Origin of the sequence: Parabacteroides distasonis ATCC 8503 (assembly GCF_000012845.1) — a bacterium.
Classification (GTDB): domain Bacteria; phylum Bacteroidota; class Bacteroidia; order Bacteroidales; family Tannerellaceae; genus Parabacteroides; species Parabacteroides distasonis.
Map to the genome: position 1 here is coordinate 4,366,131 of NC_009615.1, position 23,499 is coordinate 4,389,629.

Consider the following 23,499-nt stretch of genomic DNA (forward strand, 5'->3'; position numbering starts at 1 on the left):
GTATTATGAATTTAGAACGATACATTTAAACCGATCGTAAAGTTCTTAGCCGGCATATATTCATTGTAAGATACTCCGGCATAGTTAGCTTGCGGATTCAGACCTTGACGGGCTTTCAACATGAATAAGTTCTCTGCGCTGACATTGACGCGTGCACTCTTGATGTTGATAACGTTTAGGATAGACTTAGGCAAGTTGTAAGCCAAAGTGACAGTACGCAAGTTCAAGTAATTTGCGTTTGTCAACCAACGTGTAGAATAGGATTGTCCGATGCTAGTCGCATGACCTGAGTTATTGTCCAAACGAGGTACATCTGTGATCTGGCCCGGAGTTGTCCATGCGTTATGTAGATCCGGTGACATCGCATAACCGAACTCACCTACATCCATCAATCCTCTATAACTCGAGTCAAGCACCTTACCTCCTAATGAATAAGAGAATACGGTAGAAAGGTCGAATGCCTTATAGCTCAAATTGATATTGAAACCACCATATACTTTCGGAACGGCAGAACCACTGAAATCATATTTCGCATAGCTATAAGAGTTTGTCAATACTTGACCATCTTTCTCTACAAGTGTCTTTTTTACCGCATCTTTAATATTACCATTCGCATCGGTGTTGTTTTCGGCATCAAAGATATACAATCCATCTCCGTTATCAGGATTAACACCCCACCATTGACGTAACCAGAACTCATAGATTGAATGTCCCTCCATCAATTTCTTAGAGTCTTTGATGATACCATCTTTCCGGTTGGCATCAGGCAGACGAGTCACCTTATTATTGATGAATGTAGCGTTTGCGCCGACTGATAATTTCCAATCTTTTGATTTTAATACTTGGTAGTTTAAGTCGATTTCCACCCCTTGGTTACGAACTTTACCAATGTTTTGTACGATCTTTTCGACACCACTGGATAACGGTTGGCTAACATTGAATAACAAGTCTCTGGAGGCCTTACGGAAGAACTCGACCGTACCATTCAAGCGACCGAACAATCCGAATTCTAAAGCGACATCGGTAGAAACCTGTGTCTCCCATTTCAAATTATTGTTTGCCATAGTCGGGAAGTAGAGACCTGCTTCCAAACCGTTGTTGATACCCAAATTATACAAGGTTTGATAAGGATAGTAATCCTGTTGTGTGTCATCATCTGTATAATAGATGGCATCGTTTCCGGTTTCACCGTAGGATGCCCTCAGTTTCAAATTGTCCACCCAAGTCAAGTTTTCCATGAAATCTTCTTGGCTGATACGCCAAGATGCTCCGAATGACCAGAAGTTACCCCAACGGTTATCCTTGCTAAAGCGAGAGGAACCGTCACGACGATACGAGGCTGTTACATAATATTTATCATCGAAATCATAGTTCAAACGAGCGAAGTATCCTTCTTTCTTATATTCGCGTGTATAAGAATCCATTGAGCTTATGCTTACGAAGTTACTGTACTCATACGTTCCGGAAACGATCTCATTAGTCTTCATACCGTAGTTATATTGTAAACGGTAGCTATAGTTCTCATGGCCTAACAAAGCTTCGATGTTATGCTTACCAAAAGTCTTTGTGTAATTAATCAACTGGTTGAATGTCTGTGTCAAGAAGTTTCTATTTCGGATGTTCAAACGTCCCGGTCCTGCGGTTCCGTCACCTACCTCTGGGTTCTCATATACTCTACGGCGTTCATCCTTATTGTCAAATGCGTAGTTCACTGTTAAATTCAATCCTTCGATCGGAGTGATCGTTACATAAGTACGGGCACTAGAGTTTGTGGTAGACATCAAGCGATCGTTCCACAGGGCCTCAGCGATACCGTCGCGTCCATTGCTGGAGATACGGGCTCCTTCATAATCGTAGGTATATAAAGCCGGATCAGTAACTACGTTTCCTTCTTTATCCAAATAAGCCCCTGTCTCAATATCATGCTTATGTACCGGATAGATCGGTGCCATAGAACGAATGAAACGAGATAAGTTACCATAACCAGCGGAGTTGCTAGAAGTAGAAGTAGAATAATTGGAGTTTGTACGACTTAAACCTAAATTCAATCCACTCTTGAACCATTTCACCGGATAGATATTATAGTTCAAGCGTGCGTTGTAACGCTCAAAGTCTGTCTTAATCATATATCCCTTATCATTCAGATAGCCTATGGAAGCATATGTGTCGCTCTTTTCTGTTTTTGTATTGTAGCTTACATTATATTCTTGGCGATGTCCGGTACGGTAAGCGGCATCTTCCCAATCAAGGTCCTCACCCCATTTTAAAGCCGAGGCTGATGGATTCAATAAACCGTCTGTGCCCACGATTGCGTCATTGGCGATTCCTACGAAAGGATTATATTTTAATTTGTTGATAATATCTTTAGAAGCATTAGCGGCAGCGTCGGTAGCACTTTGTCCGAGTGACATATTTGCGTTTCTCAACATTTGCCATTGCAAAGGATAATAATCGTATACACCTACTTTTGCGTAATCGTTATAAGCTCTGCTAGACCAACCTTGTGAGATACTCAAGGTAACACCTGCGCCACTGCTGCTAGAACCTTTCTTAGTCGTGATCAAAACCACACCGTTACCTGCGCTAGATCCATACAAAGATGTAGAAGCGGCATCTTTTAAAATTGTCATTGATTCGATATCAGATGGGCTGATAGAAGAGATATCACCACTGAAGATGGCACCATCCACTACATATAAAGGAGCATTATCCGCGTTTACTGAACCAAAACCACGGATCGTTACCTTGGCAGCTTCTCCCGGTTGTCCGATAGAGGAAGTCATTTGTACTCCGGAAGTGTTTCCTTCCAATGCGGAGAGGGCGTTACTCAATGGACGTTTGTCCATCAAAGCGGCACCCACCGTGGATGCGGAACCTGTAAAAGAACTTTTCTTTGCGGTACCATAAGCTACGACAACAACTTCATCTATAGCTTGAGAATCTGAAGAAAGAACAATTCTCATGTTTTGCTGAGCTGTAGTTTCTTGAGTCCGTAAACCTACATAAGAAATAATTAGCTTAGCATCTTTCTGAGTTTCTAACTCAAATTTACCATCTAAATCGGTAATGGTTCCAATAGTGGTTCCTTTTACTACGATGGATGCACCTATAACAGGCTCCCCATCATCTTCATTAATCACTACACCGGTCACCTTCATTTGCTGGGCGACCATACACTGCACTCCCAGAAAGAATGAGAGTAGTACAAGCGTTAATTTGTGCTTCATAGAATGAATTTGTTTGTTAATTAGACACACATTGTTTTTTCAAGAGACCATAGTTTGCACAGAACTACAGTTAAAATACTTATCAAAAAAATGTACACACCAAGACTCCTGAAAATCACAGCCGCAAATATACTAATTTTTATTATAAAAAAGCAAACTGTTATAAAACATTCTAAAACTAATATAATATTGATTGATATTGTCAAATTCAATTTAGTTGTACTGGGGATCTTGTTGCATTATGATAGCTGGCAGGAGGGTTTTTAGTCTTAGCTATCTATCTGTTAATTATGCTGTTAAACATAGTTCTGTGCAGACTAAATGCCTTAATGGATGCTGAAAGGGAAGATGTCCATAAAGGATATCTTCCCTTAAACTTTGTGTGTATAATAAAAAAATAAAGTATTGATTAACGTTTATAAACGGATAGGGTTACCATTATAGAAATCTAGAATCTTCGTACGGAAGATAAAATCATATTTGGCCTGTGCCTGTTCCGCTAGACTTTGCGCGTATTTTGTTTTAGCCTCATTAAATTCAAAGACAGTGCTTTTACCTGCGTTGTAACGCTCTTGGGCATAATTGAACGCTTCCTTGCTCGCCGTGACGGATTTGTCGGAAGCCGTATATTTCTCTTGGGAAGCCGTTGCGTTGTAGTACGCTTGCTGGATTTCCTTGTATAACGTTTTCTTTGTATTTTCCATCAGCAATTCCCGGTTGATAATGTTGATCCTTGCGGTACGAACGCTATTGCGTACTTGGAAGCGGTTGAAAAGTGGAATACTCAATGAGAATCCGACGATCTTTTGCCCATTCTGCTTAAACTGCTCGCTAAAGGAACGAGTATCGGCAAATTCACCTCCGGAAGTAGAATGATAATATCCATTGCTGTAACTAGCCCCGAAATTTAACTTGGGGTAATAGCCCGCTTGCGCGACACGCAACATTTTCTTTTGGCTCTCTAGCAAATACTGTTGTTCCTTGATCTGAGGCTTGAACGTAACCGCATGATCGTAAATGTTTTCCGGAGGTAGGATGCTACTCATATTATCAGCCACCGCATCTTCAATTACAGGAGTCTGTATATCGAAACTCCGATCGCTTCGCTCTAGTTCCAGACTTTGCGCCAGATCCAGTAAAGCGAGGTTCACATTGTTTTGCGACTCGGTAAGCGTGACCTCATCTTTCGCTAATTGGGCCTTGATATCATACAGTTGGGAAAGTGGCACCTTTCCGGCGTTCACCATGGCCTCCGTTTTATTCACCTGCTCCTTGTCTAGTTCCACTTGTAGTTGCGCTATTTTCAGTAACTCTTTATTATAAAGTACTTGCAGGTAGTAGGAAGCTATATTGATGGATAGGTCTTCTCTCGCCTTATTCAAGTTCTCGATAGACGCTTTTAGATCAAGTTTGCGGGCGGCGATATCGTTCGGTATTTTTAACCCGTCAAATAAAGGCATGTCCAGATTGATCCCCAATGTGGAATTGGCGGCGTTCTGGTCCACGATCACCCCGGATTTAGACGTGGAGCGTCCGAACTGGAAGCTCTGTCCAAGACTGCCGTTTAGGGCCGGGAGCCAACTGTATTTGCTGGTATGTAAGTCTACCTTTCGGCTTTCCTGTTCCTGCTCCTTTTGCTTTAAGTCGATATTATGCTCGATGGCATATTGGATGCACTCCTCCAGACTCCATTGCTTCACCGCATCCTGAGCGAAAACATAGTTTCCGGACAGGAGGGAAGCGATTGCCAGTATATATAAGTTTCTTCTCATCATACAATCTTTCTTTTATTTCTTATTCGGGTCAATAGCTGCGCCCCGGACTTTATCGGTCGCGGCCAGTCCTTCTTGAACCTCGATCTTGATACCGTCGGACAGACCTACCTTTACCGGATGTTTCTCGAAGACTTGCTCCGGTTGCTCTTGTTTAACTAACTGAACGAATGCGGAATCCCCTTGGAACTCGACCGTGCTTTCCGGGATCGTAAGAACGTCTTCCGCACGTTTTAGCACGATCTCGGCGTTGGCGCTATATCCCGCACGGATGAAAGCATCTTCGGGGATCGTCACGGCTGCCTTGATCTCAAATTGAATGGCTCCGTTTTTCTCAACACCTTTGGGTGATACATATTCCAGCAAGGCCTCGAACGAACGGCTTTCCATGGCTCCGATCGTAAGCTTGATAGGCATTCCCTCGTGAATGCGCCCGATCTCGGTCTCGTCTACGTTTCCCTTGAAGATCATGTCATTCATGTTGGCGACTGTGGCGATTGTCGTACCGTCGTTGAAGTTGTTCGCTTGGATAACGGAGTTACCTACTTTCACCGGGATATCCAGTATCATACCGGTGATGGTACTACGGATCTGCGTGGTACTGGCTACATTGGAGTTCTTGGCGATACCGTCACGAATAATTTCCAGTGCGCTTTGCGCATTCTCTTTCTCCTCGACCGCCTTTAAGTAGTTGGCCTTCGAGAGATCGAAATCCTCTTGGGCGATAACACCTTGCTTGAACAGCAGTTCATCTCTCTTATAGGTTTCCTCCACCTGTTTAAGAGATATATCCGCTATGTTTACGCGAGATTCGGCGCTATTTAGCTGTACCATCTCCGGTATGACCTTGATCGTGGCGATAATCTCCCCTGCCTGTACCATCTGTCCCGCTTCTTTCCTTAGCTCGGAGATGATACCGGATATCTGCGGCTTGATCTCTACCTCGTAGCGAGGTTCCACGCTTCCGGTGGCCACCGTCTTGGTCTCTACCGTATCCCTTTTGGGGGTTACGACCTCATAAACGGTTATTACCGGTTGCGCCTTCTTCCATAAGAAATAGAATGTGCCTATTACCGCCGCACCTACGATCGTTAATAAGATAATACGTAGGATTTTCTTTACGATGCGATTCTTCATGATTATATAGTTTTATTTTAATTATCGATTCGTTATTATTCATCTCGGATGGCATCTATCGCTTTGATCTGCATGGCTCTCCATGCGGGAATCAGTCCGGCCATAAAACCGCTTATCAGTAGTACCACCGCGGCGGCTACCGCTGTTTGGATGTTTACGCCGGGATTCAGCAGGGTCGGATCGTTCGTTGGATTGGCGGACAATATCTTATCCAACAAATCCAAGAGGAAGACTCCGGCGCTTAATCCCAGTAAGCCCGCCAAGGCAGTCAGCACCAAGCTCTCGCTCATGACTTGCGAGATGATGTCGAAAGGCTTGGCTCCCAAAGCCCTTCGTACGCCTATCTCCCTCGTGCGCTCTTTTACCGTTACCATCATGATATTGCTGATACCAATAATACCCGATAGCAAGGTACCCATGCCGACCAGCCAGACCAAGATGTCGATACCTGTAAACAGTAGATTGAATGTCTTGAATTGTGCGGCGATATTGACTACGCCTATCGCCTGAGGATCGGTCGGTGCGATCTGATTTTGCGTCTTCATGATATTCTTGACCTGCTCGATCGTCGTCTCAATCGGATATCCCGGTTTCACGCTCAGTGCGAGGAAATGCAGGATATCGCCTTGGTTCAAGGTCTGCTGCATGGTATTGAACGGAATGAAGACGGTTTCTTCTCCCCGGCCGCCCAGATTCAGGCCCGATGCCCTTTGGTTGACCACTCCTACTACTTGGTAGTAAAGCCCGTTCACCCGGATATATTTGCCGCAAGGGTCCTCGTTGTGGAATAATACCTCATTGATCTTCGTGCCGATCAAGCAAACCTTGCGCTTTTCCCGCATATCGATCTCATTCAATAAACGGCCATAGTATAGGTCTTGCGTATCGATATTGAAGTAAGCCGGATATATACCTTTCACGTTGAACGTTCCGGTCATTATCCCGTAAACGATATTCTTTTCCGAGCGGCTGCCCTAAAGGATGGGGGAGATATCCTGTACGCTAGGTACGTCTCGTATGATGGCGTCTATGTCCCGGTTCCTCATGTTCCAGTTTCGCCCCTTGTTGAATCCTTGGTAGGGTTCGCTGGTGCGATCGGCGTAGAAGAATAGCGAATTCGTCGCGAATCCGTTGACGCTCTTGAACATGGCGTTCTTGAATCCCGATCCGGTACCCAGCAACAATACCAGCATAAGGATTCCCCAGAACACGCCGAAGCAAGTCATCAAGCTACGTGTCTTGTTGCGGGTGATGGTTACCCATATTTCTGTCCATCTGTCTATGTCAAACATATCTTTTCGGTTTATTCTGTTCTCATGGCTTCAATAGCGGATACATTCACGGCTTTGCGAGCGGGGAAATAGCCCGCCAGCACCCCGGCTACGACCAGCACCCCGGTAGCGGCCAGCGATATCCCTAGGCTGACGGTCGGGTGCCGGAATAAGGTAAGATCCTCGCCGGGATTTCCTCCGGATGAAGCGTTGTTCATCCCGCTCATCGTCATGCCATAGTCGATTAGCTCCGTCAACCCGATTCCCATCAGCATCCCGATGTAACCGAATATGGCGGTGATCATGATGGACTCTACGATGACAAGCTTCAATATCGAGGCCGGTTTCGCCCCGATCGCCTTCCGGATGCCGAACTCCCGGGTCCGTTCGCGTACGGTGATCAACATGATGTTGCTAACCCCCACGATACCAGCCATCAAGGTGCCGATACCTACGATCCAGATGAAGAGCAAGATACCGTCTGTCATCGTATTGAACATACGGATCTCATTGCCGGTCATCCACATACCGATGGCATTCTTGTCTGTCGGGTCGAATATGTGCTTACGTGCCATATACGACCGGAACCTGTTCTCGAAATCCTTGCACTCTTCTTCGGTGGAGACCCCGTTTACCGTAAAGTAAATGGAGCCGAACCCGAAGCCTTTATTATAAAGTTGTTGCGCTACGGTAAACGGTATATATGCGGGCGCGTTGTTACTCTTGTCGTCATCATCATAGATACCAACAACTTGATACATCATATTGCCGCATTTCACGTATTTACCCAGCGGGTCCTCGTTACGGAATAGCACTTCCGCCATACGGGGGCTTAGTATGATTACCTTGCGTGTAGCGTTCATATCCATCTTATTGATGAAGCGCCCGTTCTGGCTCGCTACATTAATATATATAATGGAATTGTAATCCTCGGATACGCCCCGCAGGTCGCCCACGATGTATTCTTCCCCATACGAGATGGTATCTGTTTGCGAAATGGTAGCCGAGCAGTATTCTATTTCCGGGAATGCCATCTTGATGCCGCTGAGATCCGCTTCCTTGAACTCGATCCTGCGGTTCGTGGGGTTACCTTTATAAGGCATGGTGGTATAGCGCCCCCAAACCTCCACGGTATTGGCGGAAAACCTCCGGAAGTTGAATATGATGCCGTTTCTCAACCCATTTCCCGCTCCCAGCAGGGTAATCAGCATAAAGATCCCCCATGATACGGCGAAACCGGTCAAGAAGGTACGGAGCTTGTTTTTCTTTATCGTGCTCCATATTTCCCTAAAATTGTCAAAATCAAACATGCGATTCTTCGTTTACGGTGTATTCAATCAATCCGTCTTTTACCCGGATAATCCGGTCGGTAGCTTCCGCCACGGATGGCTCGTGGGTAACGATCACCATGGTCATACCTTCTTGGTTTACGCTACGGAGGAGTTCCATCACTTCCACGGTCGTGGTACTATCCAATGCCCCGGTAGGCTCGTCGGCCAATATAATCTGCGGCTTGGCGATCAAGGCACGTGCGATGGCCACACGTTGCTTCTGTCCGCCGGACATCTCGTTCGGCATATGATCCGCCCAATCCTTCAATCCCACCATGTCGAGATATTCCAGTGCCATGGCGTTTCTCTTCTTCCGGCTTATGCCTTGGTAATAGAGTGGGAGAGCTACGTTCTCCACTGCGTTCTTAAACGAGATTAAGTTAAATGATTGGAAGATGAAGCCGATCATACGGTTCCTCAGCTCGGCGGCACGGCTTTCGCTTAGATTCTGAATCAACTGTCCGTTTAATAGATAGGTGCCCGTGTCGTACGTATCCAATATCCCCAAGATATTCAATAGGGTTGACTTCCCGGAACCGGACGCTCCCATGATAGATACCATCTCTCCCTTCTCTATATCTAGGTCGATACCTTTCAAAACGTGCAGTGGGGCTCCGTTAAAGTACGTTTTGTTTATTCCTTTCAGTTGAATCATCATATTATGTAGTTACTTTATATATTAGACGTACAGTTTGCTAAATAAGTTACACTGTTGGTGAACACTTTTATCATCTGGTTACAAATATATGTTTTACTAAGATACCTTGTATCGCAAGGTACTACTAATTATGTAATATTAACAAAGAGGTCTTGATTATAAGTAGATCCTTGTTCCTTTCCTCTGTATATTTTAGGCTAAACAAGCGGCTGTCTTACCCAATTCATAAGGATACATTCATCATGCACCAACTGATGCATGATCTTCTAACGGCTGGTGCATGATCATCTACCAACTGGTGCATGATCGTCCACCAGCCGTTGGACGATGAAGCTAACCTTATCTTTGCCCTAATAGATAAAGGGAAAAGCTTTAGGCTATACAGGCATAAACCCTTAACTTTGCGGCGAAATTCAAATAGCAGAAAGATTTATGGTAACAATTGGTACGCCCAAATCGGCTACGGCAACTAAAGTCGTGCTTTGTGGCTCGGGCGAATTGGGGAAAGAGTTTGTAATAGAGTTGCAGCGTTATGGCGTGGAGGTAATCGCCTTGGATAAGTATCCGGACGCTCCGGCCATGCAGGTGGCGCATCGTTCCTATGTGGTCTCCATGCTGGATGGCGATGCCTTGCGGGAGATCATCGAGAAAGAGAAACCGGATTATATCGTGCCGGAGGTGGAAGCGATCGCTACCCGTACCTTGATGGAACTGGAGGAAGAGGGATACCATGTGATTCCTACCGCCCGTGCCACTTGGCTGACGATGAACCGTGAGGGAATCCGCCGCTTGGCGGCCGAGGAACTGGGCTTGCCTACCTCGCCGTATCGTTTCGCCGAGACCGAGGAGGAATTTAAAGAAGCGGTGAAGGTAATCGGTATGCCTTGCGTGGTGAAGCCGATCATGAGCTCGAGCGGACACGGACAGAGCGTGGTTCGTGAGGAAAAGGATATCGATCGTGCTTGGCAGTACGCCCAAGAAGGAGGACGTGCTGGAGCGGGTAAGGTGATCGTGGAAGGTTTCGTGGATTTCGACTATGAGATTACCCAGCTGACGGTTCGGCATATCGGAGGAACGTCTTTCTTGGAACCCGTAGGACATGTTCAGGTGGACGGTGATTACCGGGAGTCTTGGCAACCGCAAGCCATGAGCCTTGCCGCTAAAGCGAAAGCCCGTGAGATCGCCGGTAAGATCACCGAGGCTTTAGGCGGACGTGGTATTTTTGGCGTGGAATTATTCATTAAAGGAGATGATGTCATATTCAGCGAGGTTTCCCCCCGTCCGCACGATACCGGAATGGTGACGATGATTACGCAAGATTTGTCTCAATTCGCTTTGCATGCCCGTGCGGTGCTTGGCTTGCCGATCCCTAATATCGTGTTTCATGGAGCGGGAGCTTCCCGTGCCGTTGTAGTGGAAGGGGACAGTGACCGGTTGTCTTTGGGGAATCTGGATAAGGTTTTGGAACAACCCGATACGCAGATGCGTTTCTTTGGAAAACCGGAAGTTCATGGACATCGCCGTATGGCCGTCTTGCTGGCTCGTGGTTTGGATGTGACGGAGGCAAGGGAGAAGACCGGAGTGATGATGGAGCAGTTAAATGTTAAATTGTGATGCTTCCTAGGATAAATGAACGTTTTGGTGTGTGTTGTGAATAAAATGTGAATATTTACAGACCTATTTTTCTATCAAAATAGTTTATTTTTGTCTCAAGTTTTTAAAGAGACATTTGATAATCTATAAACGCAGATTACATATGTTTGTTTCACTAAAGAGTGAAATCTGATTGCCGAAAGTTTGTACTTATTTTATGAATACAACAAATGGAAATATGGGCGTTGATTTGAAACGCTCTATTTCTGTTCTCGGTGAAGATAAAAGAGTGAGCAAACAGATCAATAGCTAAGGGTGGGTAGATTTAACCAAACAGACATCCTTATCTCCTTTCGCCCACCCTAGCTATTGTTCTTATTTTACTTGGATTCCTTTTGTATTTCTCATGGTTTCCATCACGGCATGCGTATCTACTTGGGCCTTTTCTTGTATAAACTCCGGGAGGTTGTAAGTCCACAACAGGTCTTTATAATATTTTACGGGATTTTTTTGCGGCAGGAGGAATGGTTTATGGGCCGTACCTTTATCATCGATATAGGTAAAGAACGGGCGTGTGTATAATCCATCCAACCTGCGACTGCTAAATACCAGCCAACGATTGTTGTGACTCCATGAATGGTAGCTTTCTCCTTCGGCGCTGTTCGCCTCGCTCAGCGGGTACGTCTTTCCGTCGGATAGGCGGATCATATATAATTCAGCGTCTTTATGCCAAACCCCGAAACCGCCATATTCCTGTAGGGTAAAAGCCAGATATTTACCATCCGGTGAGATTCTAGGGAAGGATACGCTTTTGTGATTGGCCCGGCCATTGTATAAAGTATCTACTTGCTGGCCTAGGGTGCGGGTTTCCGGGTCAAAGTCGACACGGCATAGGCTGTAGGTCATTTGTCTGAAATTCTTAGAAATAGAATCTACGGCGGCGGTCGAACTGAAATAGAGGCTCTTCCCGTCGGGAGAGAACGCAGGGAATATTTGCCATGCGTCTTTGGAATTTAACGCTTCGCAAGAGAATACCTCGTTCTTCTTCACGTCGTAGATCACGATATCGGAGTTATGATCCAATACTTCCAGCGTATTGGGATTATTGATGAAGAAGTTTTGGTAGGTATCGCATACGGTGGCCGCCAGATAGTTACCATTCGGATGCCAATACATGTAGACAAAGTTTGAGACGGTCTCGGGAGTCTTGGTATTTAGCTTGGTGATTTTCTTTCCATCAATCAGTACGGAACCAGCGTGTTTGCCTCGCATATGGAAAATCATTTTATCCGGGTTCCCGGAGGAAAACGTATGGCAGTTTACGCAGTTATAGTCGGTTAGGCTATTCTCATAAATCACGCTTTGGTCATAATTCTCCAAGTTTCGTTGATAGATACCCATCCTGTTCCACATATCATTGCTCAAGGCTAATAACCGATAGGCTATATATTTATCAATGGAATCATTTGCGATGTCCATATGAAAAGGCGTATAGGCGTTCCATTCGCCCTGTATGCGTTTAGCAATGGTCAATTCTATTTGGTTTCCGGCATTCTCTTTCAATAAGGCTTTCCATCTCTTTTGTGGGATCTCAAAGAGCCCCTCATCACTATAGACTTGGAGTTGAGTCTTTTCCCCTTTAATGATAAGGCAGTGCTCACTGCTATCGGCGATAGAGAAATTGAGCGGGGCGATGTTCACAGGGATGGTCACATCCTTGTAATCCGGATAAATGGTTATTTCCTTGTTTAAGCTCTTGGCGATCTGTATGTCGTTTTTGGAGCATGAAACCATCAAGGCGATGAGAAAAAGGAAAAGATATCGGTTTGTATTTGTATAAGTCTGTCTTTCCATATGTGTTTTATTTAGAGAGTATCAAATAGTACCAGAAAGTAGGTTGATAGTCGGCTATTCCAGTCGCTAGATTTTGTCGGGCATGCCTTAGTCCCAATACACGTTGCTTGAATATCGAGAACTCGGACAGGACTTTATCGGTTACCCCATACTTGCGGCAATATTCCGGATCATGCTCCGCATAAGAGATCACGGCTTGTTGCAAGGGTTCGGGTAATATAGGGAGTACTTCCGTCCCACTGAATCTTTCAACAAACGTTTTTATAGCGGGCAGGTCTTTCGATAATAATAACGTACCGATCGTATAATCCAATGCGGCTTTATTCTGGGGATTCTCTTCCAATATAATCATCAGGTTATCAAACAATCCGATTATATTGGCGAAAAGGTCTTTGTCGCTGGATAGGCTTTTTCTTTTTGTGCCTAATTCCGGGTCGCTCTCCACCGCTTGGTCATTATATAAGAACTTTCGTTGCGAGGAGGCCCATTCGTGATAGGCCCATGTCTTTTCCAATAATGATATAAACTTCTCGGCTGCGGGATACTGTCCGTATATCAAATGGGATTTTATTAATAATTTAGTCATGACGGGACTGCCGTATGTAATTCCTACCGAGGTACCAAAAGCGAAATTGTATGCCAAGGACGTGATTCCTACATGGTAGTATATCTGGCTGAATAGGAAACTTTCCTCTATATGCGCTTGGTACTTTGAGACCAAAGATTGTATTCCGCTTTGCGGATATTTGAATAAATCAGTCTGCATGACACCCTTGTGGGATAAGGCAAGGTTTAAGCAATTCAGGTGTAAGTAGTTATTATAGTTTAGATCGGCGGACGAGATTATGGCGTCCCATTGCTCGGTATCTATGTAATGAAACATTTGCATCAACGTATAGAAATCTTTATTCCTCTGTTGAAGAGCCGTTTGCGTATAATACATACCGGATAAGGCAAGTAATGCTACGGCTACTAAAGCTTTTAAATAGGTTTTTATGTGATCTAAGTAACGTGATAGGAAGAATAGAAGCATAACGAGTAGCGCTACTTGCCAAGAGAAGCCGTAGAATGGTTCCAGCTCAATGAAATACTCTACGTAATCTTTCATCCAAAATACATAGTCATAATCGGGTTTACTGCCTCCTAGGACACATAGGGAGCCTACGATAAGTAGCAGCAGCAACGGGATGAAGCTTGCGTACCAGCGTTCGCATTTTTGTAATACATCAAATAGTAAGATGCTAAGGGCGAATAATATAGCTACAGATCCCATCGTGTAAAACAATCCGGTCGCCAGCAAGCAACCAATTAAGGTACGGTACGTCCAATTAAATCTTCGTGGGCTGTAACTATATACGTTAAGCGCCAATGACCAAAACAACATGGCTATCAGTCCTTCATAATGATAGCTATCTTTCATTAGGTAAAGATATTGGAATAGGATGGGGAGAAAGGCCAAGGGCATAAGATATAATGCCGGATGTATCTTTCGTAAGGTCAGCCAGAATAACCAACCGGAGATTCCACCGATCAAGGCGGTCACCAGCGATCCGATAAGCGGGATCCTGAAAAACTGTATCAAGAATTGAGAGATAAAAGTCGCTAGCCCCCCTATCTGCTTAAGTATGCTGAATATATAGGTGGAATCGAATAGGAAAATCTGCTGCTGTTCCCGATAAAAAAAGAGAGGCTCTTGCATGGTCTGCAAATGAAACCATAAGACGCCGGTCAATAGAATGAATGGAAGCGGTGGTAATATCTTCTTATATAAAGTACTCATGTGATTTATTCTATTTACGATAAGTTACGTCAATTCCTTTATCCTCTTTGGCTAGCGTGCTAAGCGCCCGGATCTTGGAGGATACTTTTCCGGTAATAAACTCGGGTATATTATAAGATTTCATGAAACGGTGATAGTAGTCTGTGTCTTTCTGAGGCAAAAGGAAGGGCTTAGACGCATTTCCTTCTTCATCTATATAAGCAAAATAAGGACGTGTGTATAACCCGTCTATCCTTCGACTGCTGAAGACGATCCAGCGGCTGTTGCTACTCCATGAGTGATAGCTCTCCGTATCCGTGCTATTGGCGTTTTGCAAGGAATGAGAGATTCCGCTCGCTATATCCAGTAGATATAGATCTGCGTCTTTATGCCAGATCGAGAAGTTACCGTAGCCGGACAGCGTATATAACAAGAATTTCCCGTCTGGGGAAACACGGGGAAAAGAGGCGCTCTTCCCATCTTTTCCGGCATTGTATAAGGTATCTATACGGGAGCCGAAACTCCGGGTTACGGGATCGAACGCTATGGAGCAAAGGTTATATTTTACTTCTGAATATTCATGCGGCATGGAACGTGCCTCTGCCGAGCAGAAGTAAAGAGTCTTGCCATCGGGAGAGAATGTCGGGAAAGTCTCAAACGCTTTTGCTGTCCGAATGGAAGGCGTACTGATAATCTCATGCTTTTCCGTATCGTATACAACTACGTCGGATTGGCTGTCGAAGACCTCCACCCGGTTTTTGTCGTTGGCATGAAAGCTTTGGCTGGTCTGATTGACAGAGAAGGCTACGTATTTCCCCGATGGATGCCAAGAGGGATAGACCAAAGGCGAGATCGTCTGATCGGTCTTCGTATTTAATTTCTCGATCTTGTCTCCGTCGATCAGATAAGTGCCCGAATACTTATCCCTCATGTGGAACAGCATTTTATCGGGGTTTTGCATACAAAAAGAATGGCAATTCATACAGTTTTGACCGCTGTATTTGTTTTCCATGATAGGGCTTTGCTTATAATCTTCCAGATTCCGTTGGTAAATACCCATTTGATTCCAAAGTTCGTATCCGGGTTCGATCAAGCGATAAGCCAGATATGAATCCATGGGTTCCGGAGCGACGAATAGTGAGAATTCCGGATAGGCGAGCCATTCTTTGTCTTTTGCGTAGAGCTTTACTTGTATCGCTTTTCCTGTCGCCCTTTTCAGCAATTTTCTCCAATCGGATGCGGGAAGATAGAATTGTCCCCCTTTTTCCTTGACTTGTATCTTTTCTTCTCCGAATTTGAGTACGGCGAAGGCTTCCGCATGTGGATTTTCTATCTTGAAATTTAAGGGAGCGATATTATAAGGGATCGTTACATCCGCATAATCGGGAAATAATACAGGTTTCTCCGAGGTTTCTTTGCTTACCGGGATCGTATCCGAGCAGGATATTCCTAGTAGAATAAGAAATAAACAGGTGATATATAGAATATTTCTTTTCATGGTTGTTGATCATTTTAGAGTATAATAAGACCAATAAGTGTCTCCGAACGACTTCTTTATAAGTTGCGGAAGTTGTGGGTTGTTCCGGTTCTGCACGACTAAATTCCGATAACCTGCGAATTTGCGGATCACATTTCCGGATACGTTAAAACGCTTCCAGTAATCCACATCCTTCTCTGCTAATAGGATAACAGCCTCTTGGAAACTCACGGGGAGAGAGGGGAGTACCGGTGTTCCATAATACTTTTCTATCAGCCTTTGGAAAGCTTTCATGTCTTTAGACAGCAGATAGATAGCCCCGGTGAATTGGATCGGGAGCTGATTTTCCGGATCTTGTTCCGCACGGATAAGTAAATCATGTTCCAGTCCGTTGATACCGGATAAGTTACTTTCCTTCGGAAGAGCTTTTCGTTTAGGCCCTAATACCGGATCAGCTTCAATCGCTTTGTCGTTATATAAGAAGCCTCTATGCCGTTTGGCCCAATCATGATAGGCATATGTTTTTTCTAAGATACTGATATATTTCTCGGCGATAGGATACGTTCCGTAAATCAAGTTTGTTTGAACAAGCCGTTGCAGGTTCCGGGGATTACCGGCGCCAATTACGGTGACATACCCTTCAAAAGCCATCTCCTGCGATAATGCGATTTCCCCTAGCGTAAAATAGGCGTCGCTTAACAGGGTGGAGACCGTAAAGGTCTTGTTCCAAGAGGCGAGTAACCCTTGAGGACCGTGTTGATCAAAAGCGAACATCCGGTCTGCCAACTCCCCTTTTTCCGCAAGTGCCCTATTTAAGTAAGTTAAATATAAATAGTTTTTGATCGGCCCGTGACAATGCCGGATGATCTCGTCCCATTGTTCGGTACGGGCATAATAATCCAAGACTTTTAGAGGATAGGCTTTCTGGTCGTTATACCGTGGAATCGTTACCCAGCAAAGGAATAGGATTAGGATGAATTGAACGGTAAGCTCTATCCCTGTTTTTTTCTTTGATTGGTTTTTGCCTTTAGGATATACGAATGCCCCGATCAAGCTAAGCGGTAAACAGACCCATGCGAAATAGATGAGATTGGGAGCCGCCAGAATCGGGTGGTAAAAAGCGTCCGGTAAGAATGCGAAGCGATAACTGGTGATGGTAGTTGACCAGACACTTCCGATCCCGATAAACAGGTATTCAATTAAAACCGCTAAAAAATAGAACCCCTGTTTGGAACGGCTTATCGCTTCCTTGAGAACCACACTTAATGAGAATAGCCCGGCAATCGGTCCTCCTATCCAAAAAAGTAGTGGGGTGATTACCAATGCGGCGGATAGCCGGTAACAGGGATCTTTTATGCGCATCCATGCGTTCAGGCTAATCAAACAAAATAGGAATGCGATAGTGCCTTGTACTAAATAATTGAAGTCGTATTGAATCAATAATAAGAATAAAACCGGGAGTAAGTAAAGCAGGAAGAGCTCTTTATTTGGATTAATTTGCAGGATGATCTCCCTCATTGTTAAGCCGATAGACGTAAGTATAGCTGCGATAATGAAAGGCCCTGCATAAGGCGTAATAAAGAATTGTGTCAAGAATTCCCCGATAATCAAAGATAAACCTCCCGGACTGCTGATTTTATCCGCAAGATAATCTTCGGAAAACTGGAATAGTTGAAGCTGCTCGATATAGAAGAAATGAAACTTGCCGGTTATTTGCAAGAAACCCCCTAATAGGACAAACAGGATCAAACCGAGGAGTATTTGTTTATATCTCATGGCTAGAGTACACGTTTCATTTTGATTTAAAGTCAAACAAAGATACGATTTTTATCGGAAATACCAATCTACACAAAACGAAGTTAACTTAATTGGCACATGGAGTTAACTTCGTTGGCAAAGTATGTTAACTTCGTGAGCAAAGTAAGTTAACTTACTTTTGGGGATTAAAAAGCAGGCCGGACATATCACATGCCCGGCTGCCCTTTCTGACTGTTAACCCACTTGTTTATTTCCAGTTTTCATTCTGAACTAAAAGACCATCCATCTTTAAGATTTCATTATGAGGGATAGGCATTGTTGCCCATTTTGCGTTGTATGTACTATTGGAATATTTACCTAAATGCTTAGCTTCGTATTTCACGAAATCATTTAATACCTCGGATGCGATACCCCAGCGAGCTAAGTCATACCAGCGATGACCTTCCATCGCTAACTCGATACGACGTTCCCAACGCAGTGCCTCCAGCGCTTTGTCTTTTGATGCGAATTGAGAAGGTGGATATAAACCTATACGATAGTTTGCGGCAGCATCTGTACTTTGCTTCCCGTTAATCTTGTCATCCAAAACATAAGTAGAACTAGCCTCGGTCATTGTTGCCGGATCTACTGCCTTTACATAGCTATTGGCGGCACGAGCACGTACTTGATTAATGTATTCACCTGCTTGTTGAGGCTGTCCTAACTCGATCAAGGTTTCAGCGTACCAAAGCAATACGTCTGCGTAACGGATCAAGTGGAAGTTTTTAGCAGTGGAGTTTGTTTGCGTCGTGTTAGATAAGCTTCCTTTATCGGCTTTTCTAGGGATATTCTTCTTGTTTAGGTATAAACCTCCGTTAGAAACATCACGTACCCAACCATCCAACGCATTTGGCACTGTCCAATCTAAGAATGGAGTCTCGAAACGACCGGTAGAAACATCCAAACGAGGGTCTGTATAGACGGTCAAATCAGTGTGAGGTAAATTGTTCTCGTCTAAAGTTGATAACGCAGGATCATTACGATAAGAATCATCCATTTTAGGTAATCCGTTTGCGTCAACAATATGAGCGTTGACCATATCATAAGAGGGTTGATAGAATCCCCAACCTCCAGTTCCTAACGCTCCGCTGAAGCCGATGTGCCAAGCTCCGTTGATATTGGCAGTTTGTTCTACGGTGCCGGAAACTGCAGCTTGGACATCGAATACAGATTCTCCTGTCCAGTCACTTTCCCCTGCTGTATAGAGTTCCTCGTATGTATCTGCCAAGCGGAACTTAGTGCCTTTGTTATCTTTTCCGTTTGCGATTACATCTTCCAAAATCGTTTTAACTTCAGTCCAATGATTAGACGTTCCATTTTTTCCGTTATATGGAGAGGATTGGTACATCTTTACTTTAGCCAACATAGCGCCAGCTGCCCATTTGTTTACGCGTCCTGCCTCGGTCCAAGTGTCGGGCAGATTGTCATAGGCAAACTGCAAGTCTTCTACTATCTTATCCCAGATATAGATATAATTCCCATTCTCATCCACATTAGAGACTTGTGGGTTCACGTTCTCTTTCATGGCTATGTCATCTACATAAGGAACAGCCGCTCCAAATAATTTTACGACCTCGAAATGGAAGAAACCGCGTATGAAGCGGGCTTGGGCGATTGTTTCCGTATAGAAGTCTTTACTTTGGCCTGCTATAGCCGAAAGCTCTTCTTTTGCTAAATCCGCTACCTTGATTACGTTGTTTGCGGTGAATACCCCATGGTAACTATGTGCCCATTTTGTTTCAAAATAAGCGTTGTCAGTTGTAAATGTATAAGTTTCCAAGCTGGTAAAGTCTGGTTGGTCTTGGAAAGTTGAACCTTTGTTTGCGTCACCTCCCATTACGTCACCATATACATAGTTGGTCAATGTCGAACGGAAGTATCCATCATTCGCATCTGTAGAGTTTAATCTAGCGTACATACCAGTTAGCAACTGAGTAATACCTTCTTGCGATACAAAATCCGGTTCCTGTTTATTTGTGACTGGCTTCACATCCAAGAAATCGGAGCAAGCAGTCATGCTTCCCATCGTGGCGGCAATGACTGCCGCATATATAAATAGATTTTTCATCTTGTTTCAATTTTTAGTTAGCAAATATTTGTTAGAATGTCACATTTACACCCATGATAAATTGGCGTGGCATACCATAAGAACCGAAATCGGTACCCATCGTACGGTCATTGGAACGACCGTCTGTATCTGTACGAACCTGTGGGTCTAGTCCGGAGTAACCAGTCAATGTGAATACGTTTGCTATTTGACCATAGATGCGGATCTTCTCAAACTTGATTTTATCTAAAATACTCTTTGGAAGTGTATAACCTAAAGTCAACGTTTGCATGCGTAAGAATGAACCATCTTCTATATAGCCGGAATTAGACTCATTTGCGGCGATTGTACTCTCACCATTAGCGGTTGCCCACATAGGATAGATACCATCAGGGTTGGTTACAGGATGCCATGAATTGTCGCGACGATCTTTAGAATAAGCGGACTGTAAGGAACCATAATGTGTATAATATTTATACATGGCGAATAGATCATTGCCTACGGAGAAGTACATATAAGTACTTAAGTCGAATCCTTTCCAGTTAACACCTAAGTTGATACCTCCTGTTAAATCCGGATGTGGGTTTCCAATGAATGTACGGTCACTAGCGTCGATCTTACCATCGTTGTTCACATCTTTTACTTTGAACTGACCTACATAATTGGCAGCGTTTAACGTAGAAGCATCAGATGTACCATATGGCAATACTGTTCCACCGGCATCATTCTTATAGTTACGGACTTCTTCTTCACTCTTATAGATACCATCTAGCTGATAACCGTGGAATTCACCGATTGCATGTCCCTTCATCAATACGTTCATGTTGGAAATACGAGTTCCGGTAAAGATTCCGGCATCAGTACCAATCTCATCCAGTCTATTCTTGTAATGCGACAAGTTTACGCCTACAGAGTAACCTACCTCACCGATTTTATCATTCCAAGTAATATTCAAATCAACACCTTTGTTCGTCATATCACCGATGTTTACTTTCGGCTTGTCAGCGGCACCGGCCAAAGCAGACCAGTTGGCATCGATCAACATATCAGAAGTTTTCTTGATGTAGTAGTCGAAGTTGGCGGTTAATCGTTGATTAAAAGCTGTAATATCGAAACCTGCATTAAACATCTTAGATGTTTCCCATTTTGCCTCGATATCACCAAGATTGGTTACGCCAAATCCTTGATATACCTCTGTGTCAGAACCATTGATGCTATAGAGATAACGGTTACCAGTACCATATTGGAATGCCCAGTTATATGAATCGATATTGGAGTTACCGGTTGTACCGTAACCGGCACGAATCTTCAAATCGTCTAACCAAGTACGTGATTTCTCCATGAATTTCTCGTCCGACATACGCCAACCTAAAGAGATAGAAGGGAATGTACCCCAGCGATTCTTTTCAGAAAAACGAGAGGATGCGTCGCGACGTACCGTAACTGTAGCCAAATATTTACCTTGGTAAGCATAGTCCGCACGAGCGAACATACCGAACATGGTGGATACAGCGTTCTGGTTTCCGCTATTTCTTAAGTCAGAGCTAGCACCGTTGTTGATTACCCAAGTGTTGGGATCATCTTCGAATGGATAGTTGATACGACCTGCCTGGATCCAACGTCCTAAACCCTCACGAAGTGCCTCTGTACCAATCACAGCATTGATCGTATGATCGTCGTTGATTGTTTTGCTATAAGTAGCGGTGTTTGTCCATTGATAATCTAACCAATAGTTTGCTTGCTCGTAGAACTCGTTGTTGTTACGTCCTTCTTTATTGGTCATGATCGTACGTTTGTTCATCCAGAAGTCCCATGCGCCACCTAAACGTGCGCTGAACTGAGTACGGATCTTCAAATTCTCTCCAAGGCTTTCTAAAGGCATAATCTCTGCGTAGATAGCTGATTGGGCACGTAAGAAACGACGACGATTGTCCTTGCCATAATCAACGGACATTGGTGCGCTCTCAGCACGTCCTCCTTCGGCATTTTGTGAACCGGAATAATCACCGCCAACTGTGTAGATAGGTACCCAAGGTTGGATGGAGAAGGTCTTACCGAAGGTATTATCATCACCTTGACGACCGCGTTCTCCTGAGTTCTCGATTACGGCGATGTTGGTATTCTGACCGATATTGAACCACTTGTTCACGAAGAAGTTTGTATTCGCACGCAAGGAATAACGACGGAACCATGACTCCTTGATCGTACCTTCACGATTCATGTAGCCTAAGCCTACTGAATAAGTCGCTTTTTCACCACCTCCGGTGATAGAAATCTGGTGATCTTGCACCTTACCGGTTTGAACTACTTCGTCGTACCAATTCGTGCCGGCACGAGCTTCTTCCTCAGAGTAGCCGTCCTCAAGCATTTGGTAGTAAGCGGAACGAGACCAAGTGTTCTCACCATTGTCTTTGTAAGAAGCTTCCCAAGCTGCGATACTGCCGTATTGAGAGATGATCTGTTCTTTACTATAACCAGCAGGTTTGATAGCATAAGGCATTGTTAAATGACCTGTACCGTCTTTACCTATTGAACCGAACTGGGCGTGGTTTACTGTTTGGCCACCGCGGTAGTTGAATAAATTACGTTGCCCTTCTTCTTGGAATTCCATAGCTTCCCAAGCGTTCAACAGACCATAACCGTCATTGGCCATCTTGGCTACACCGAAGTAACCGTTATAAGATACTTGTACACGGTCGTTCTTTTTTCCTTGTTTAGTCGTGATAACGATAACACCATTTGCACCTTTCGCTCCATAAATAGCGGAAGCAGCAGCGTCTTTCAAGATCTGCATGGATTCAATATCATTCGCATTTACCGCATCGATATCTACTCCTTGTACACCATCGACAATGATCAACGGATCTGAGCCGTTTACGGAACCCACACCACGTATACGAATCGTTGTCTCCCCTAATGGACCACCACCTGCTTGTACAAATACACCAGCAGCTTTTCCTTGCAAAGCCTCAGCGAAATTGGAAACAGGAGTCTCTTTTAACTCATCCGTAGCGACAACAGCCACAGATCCGGTAATATCCTTCTTCGCTTGTGTACTATAACCAGTAACGACGACTTCATCCAAAGCTTGTGAATCCTCGACCAGCGTGATCTTGATGTTTGTCTGATTACTCTTCAAAGTAACCTCTTGAGTTACGTATCCGATATAAGAGACTACTAAGATGGCGTTTGCGGGCACATTCTCTATAATGGCTCGTCCATCCATATCAGAAATATTTCCGATAGTAGTTCCTTTTACGACTACGTTGGCTCCAACGATAGGACCAGATTTATCCACGATGTGGCAGTTAATCTGTCGTCCATCTTGCTGGACACTCATAAATCCCGTACTAGGTGTAGGATACAGATGATCTGTTTCTGTTGCAAAGGCCGTTCCGGCTCCGTACAGAAGAAAAGAAGCTCCTAAGACTAATGGCTTCCATGATACAACATTTCTCATACAAATTTAGAATTTAAGGTATAATAAAATAAAAAACACAAACTTTTAACAAAATGAATTCACTACTCTCTCATACCTCTAAGGTATATTACATCTGTTTACATCTTAAAATAAGT

12 protein-coding genes and 1 pseudogene are annotated in these 23,499 nt (G+C 44.2%); 1 reads left to right on the plus strand and 12 read right to left on the minus strand.

The annotated features are described in order from the left end of the window. Positions 1 to 11: 11 nt before the first annotated feature. The 6 genes and pseudogenes from BDI_RS17850 to BDI_RS17875 form a co-directional block, all read right to left on the minus strand. Complete coding sequence (locus BDI_RS17850; RefSeq protein WP_005859317.1) at positions 12 to 3,227, minus strand: SusC/RagA family TonB-linked outer membrane protein; 3,216 nt, start codon at positions 3,225 to 3,227, stop codon at positions 12 to 14. A 416-nt stretch (positions 3,228 to 3,643) separates the two neighbouring features. Next, complete coding sequence (locus tag BDI_RS17855; protein WP_005859313.1) at positions 3,644 to 5,002, minus strand: TolC family protein; 1,359 nt, start codon at positions 5,000 to 5,002, stop codon at positions 3,644 to 3,646. A 12-nt stretch (positions 5,003 to 5,014) separates the two neighbouring features. Next, a complete protein-coding gene (locus BDI_RS17860; protein WP_005859311.1) occupies positions 5,015 to 6,136 on the minus strand; it encodes an efflux RND transporter periplasmic adaptor subunit in 1,122 nt (373 codons plus the stop codon). A gap of 35 nt (positions 6,137 to 6,171) precedes the next feature. Continuing rightward, positions 6,172 to 7,428 (minus strand): annotated as a pseudogene (locus BDI_RS17865) (ABC transporter permease). A gap of 11 nt (positions 7,429 to 7,439) precedes the next feature. Further along, entirely contained in the window at positions 7,440 to 8,717 is a 1,278-nt protein-coding gene (locus BDI_RS17870; protein ID WP_005859307.1) for an ABC transporter permease, read from the minus strand. Next, the gene (locus tag BDI_RS17875) at positions 8,710 to 9,393 is read right to left on the minus strand and encodes an ABC transporter ATP-binding protein (protein WP_039848575.1); all 684 of its coding nucleotides are present in this window, start codon (positions 9,391 to 9,393) and stop codon (positions 8,710 to 8,712) included. The genes BDI_RS17870 and BDI_RS17875 overlap by 8 nt, the downstream gene beginning before the upstream one ends. A gap of 435 nt (positions 9,394 to 9,828) precedes the next feature. Here BDI_RS17875 and purT point away from each other — a divergent pair, with 435 nt between their 5' ends. Then, on the plus strand, positions 9,829 to 11,010 hold the full coding sequence (purT, locus tag BDI_RS17880) for a formate-dependent phosphoribosylglycinamide formyltransferase (protein WP_005859304.1): 1,182 nt from the start codon (positions 9,829 to 9,831) through the stop codon (positions 11,008 to 11,010). A gap of 354 nt (positions 11,011 to 11,364) precedes the next feature. On the opposite strand, the gene BDI_RS17885 is transcribed toward purT, so the two are convergent. The 6 genes from BDI_RS17885 to BDI_RS17910 all read right to left on the minus strand — a co-directional run bounded on the left by BDI_RS17885 (position 11,365) and on the right by BDI_RS17910 (position 23,383). Further along, positions 11,365 to 12,843, minus strand: coding sequence for a TolB family protein (locus BDI_RS17885; RefSeq protein ID WP_009276218.1), 1,479 nt, complete (start codon positions 12,841 to 12,843; stop codon positions 11,365 to 11,367). A gap of 7 nt (positions 12,844 to 12,850) precedes the next feature. Continuing rightward, on the minus strand, positions 12,851 to 14,623 hold the full coding sequence (locus tag BDI_RS17890; protein WP_012056078.1) for a DUF6057 family protein: 1,773 nt from the start codon (positions 14,621 to 14,623) through the stop codon (positions 12,851 to 12,853). A gap of 10 nt (positions 14,624 to 14,633) precedes the next feature. Further along, positions 14,634 to 16,100: a TolB family protein gene (locus BDI_RS17895; protein WP_005859297.1), complete on the minus strand. Its 1,467-nt coding sequence runs from the start codon at positions 16,098 to 16,100 to the stop codon at positions 14,634 to 14,636. 9 nt (positions 16,101 to 16,109) lie between these two features. Next, positions 16,110 to 17,855, minus strand: a complete 1,746-nt coding sequence (locus BDI_RS17900) for a DUF6057 family protein (RefSeq protein ID WP_005859295.1) — start codon at positions 17,853 to 17,855, stop codon at positions 16,110 to 16,112. Between the two features lie 229 nt (positions 17,856 to 18,084). Then, positions 18,085 to 19,944 carry a RagB/SusD family nutrient uptake outer membrane protein gene (locus BDI_RS17905; protein WP_005859293.1) on the minus strand — a complete coding sequence of 620 codons (1,860 nt, stop codon included), beginning with the start codon at positions 19,942 to 19,944 and terminating at the stop codon, positions 18,085 to 18,087. Positions 19,945 to 19,975: 31 nt separating this feature from the next. Next, positions 19,976 to 23,383, minus strand: a complete 3,408-nt coding sequence (locus tag BDI_RS17910) for a SusC/RagA family TonB-linked outer membrane protein (protein WP_005859291.1) — start codon at positions 23,381 to 23,383, stop codon at positions 19,976 to 19,978. Positions 23,384 to 23,499 lie beyond the last annotated feature (116 nt).

Bases quoted from the DNA above. Each gene is read 5' to 3' on its own strand.
- BDI_RS17885 (WP_009276218.1), bottom strand. From the start codon at position 12,843: ATGGAAAGACAGACTTATACAAATACAAACCGATATCTTTTCCTTTTT.
- BDI_RS17900 (WP_005859295.1), bottom strand. From the start codon at position 17,855: ATGAGATATAAACAAATACTCCTCGGTTTGATCCTGTTTGTCCTATTA.
- BDI_RS17895 (WP_005859297.1), bottom strand. From the start codon at position 16,100: ATGAAAAGAAATATTCTATATATCACCTGTTTATTTCTTATTCTACTA.
- BDI_RS17875 (WP_039848575.1), bottom strand. From the start codon at position 9,393: ATGATTCAACTGAAAGGAATAAACAAAACGTACTTTAACGGAGCCCCA.
- BDI_RS17850 (WP_005859317.1), bottom strand. From the start codon at position 3,227: ATGAAGCACAAATTAACGCTTGTACTACTCTCATTCTTTCTGGGAGTG.
- BDI_RS17860 (WP_005859311.1), bottom strand. From the start codon at position 6,136: ATGAAGAATCGCATCGTAAAGAAAATCCTACGTATTATCTTATTAACG.
- BDI_RS17870 (WP_005859307.1), bottom strand. From the start codon at position 8,717: ATGTTTGATTTTGACAATTTTAGGGAAATATGGAGCACGATAAAGAAA.
- BDI_RS17855 (WP_005859313.1), bottom strand. From the start codon at position 5,002: ATGATGAGAAGAAACTTATATATACTGGCAATCGCTTCCCTCCTGTCC.
- BDI_RS17910 (WP_005859291.1), bottom strand. From the start codon at position 23,383: ATGAGAAATGTTGTATCATGGAAGCCATTAGTCTTAGGAGCTTCTTTT.
- BDI_RS17890 (WP_012056078.1), bottom strand. From the start codon at position 14,623: ATGAGTACTTTATATAAGAAGATATTACCACCGCTTCCATTCATTCTA.
- purT (WP_005859304.1), top strand. From the start codon at position 9,829: ATGGTAACAATTGGTACGCCCAAATCGGCTACGGCAACTAAAGTCGTG.
- BDI_RS17905 (WP_005859293.1), bottom strand. From the start codon at position 19,944: ATGAAAAATCTATTTATATATGCGGCAGTCATTGCCGCCACGATGGGA.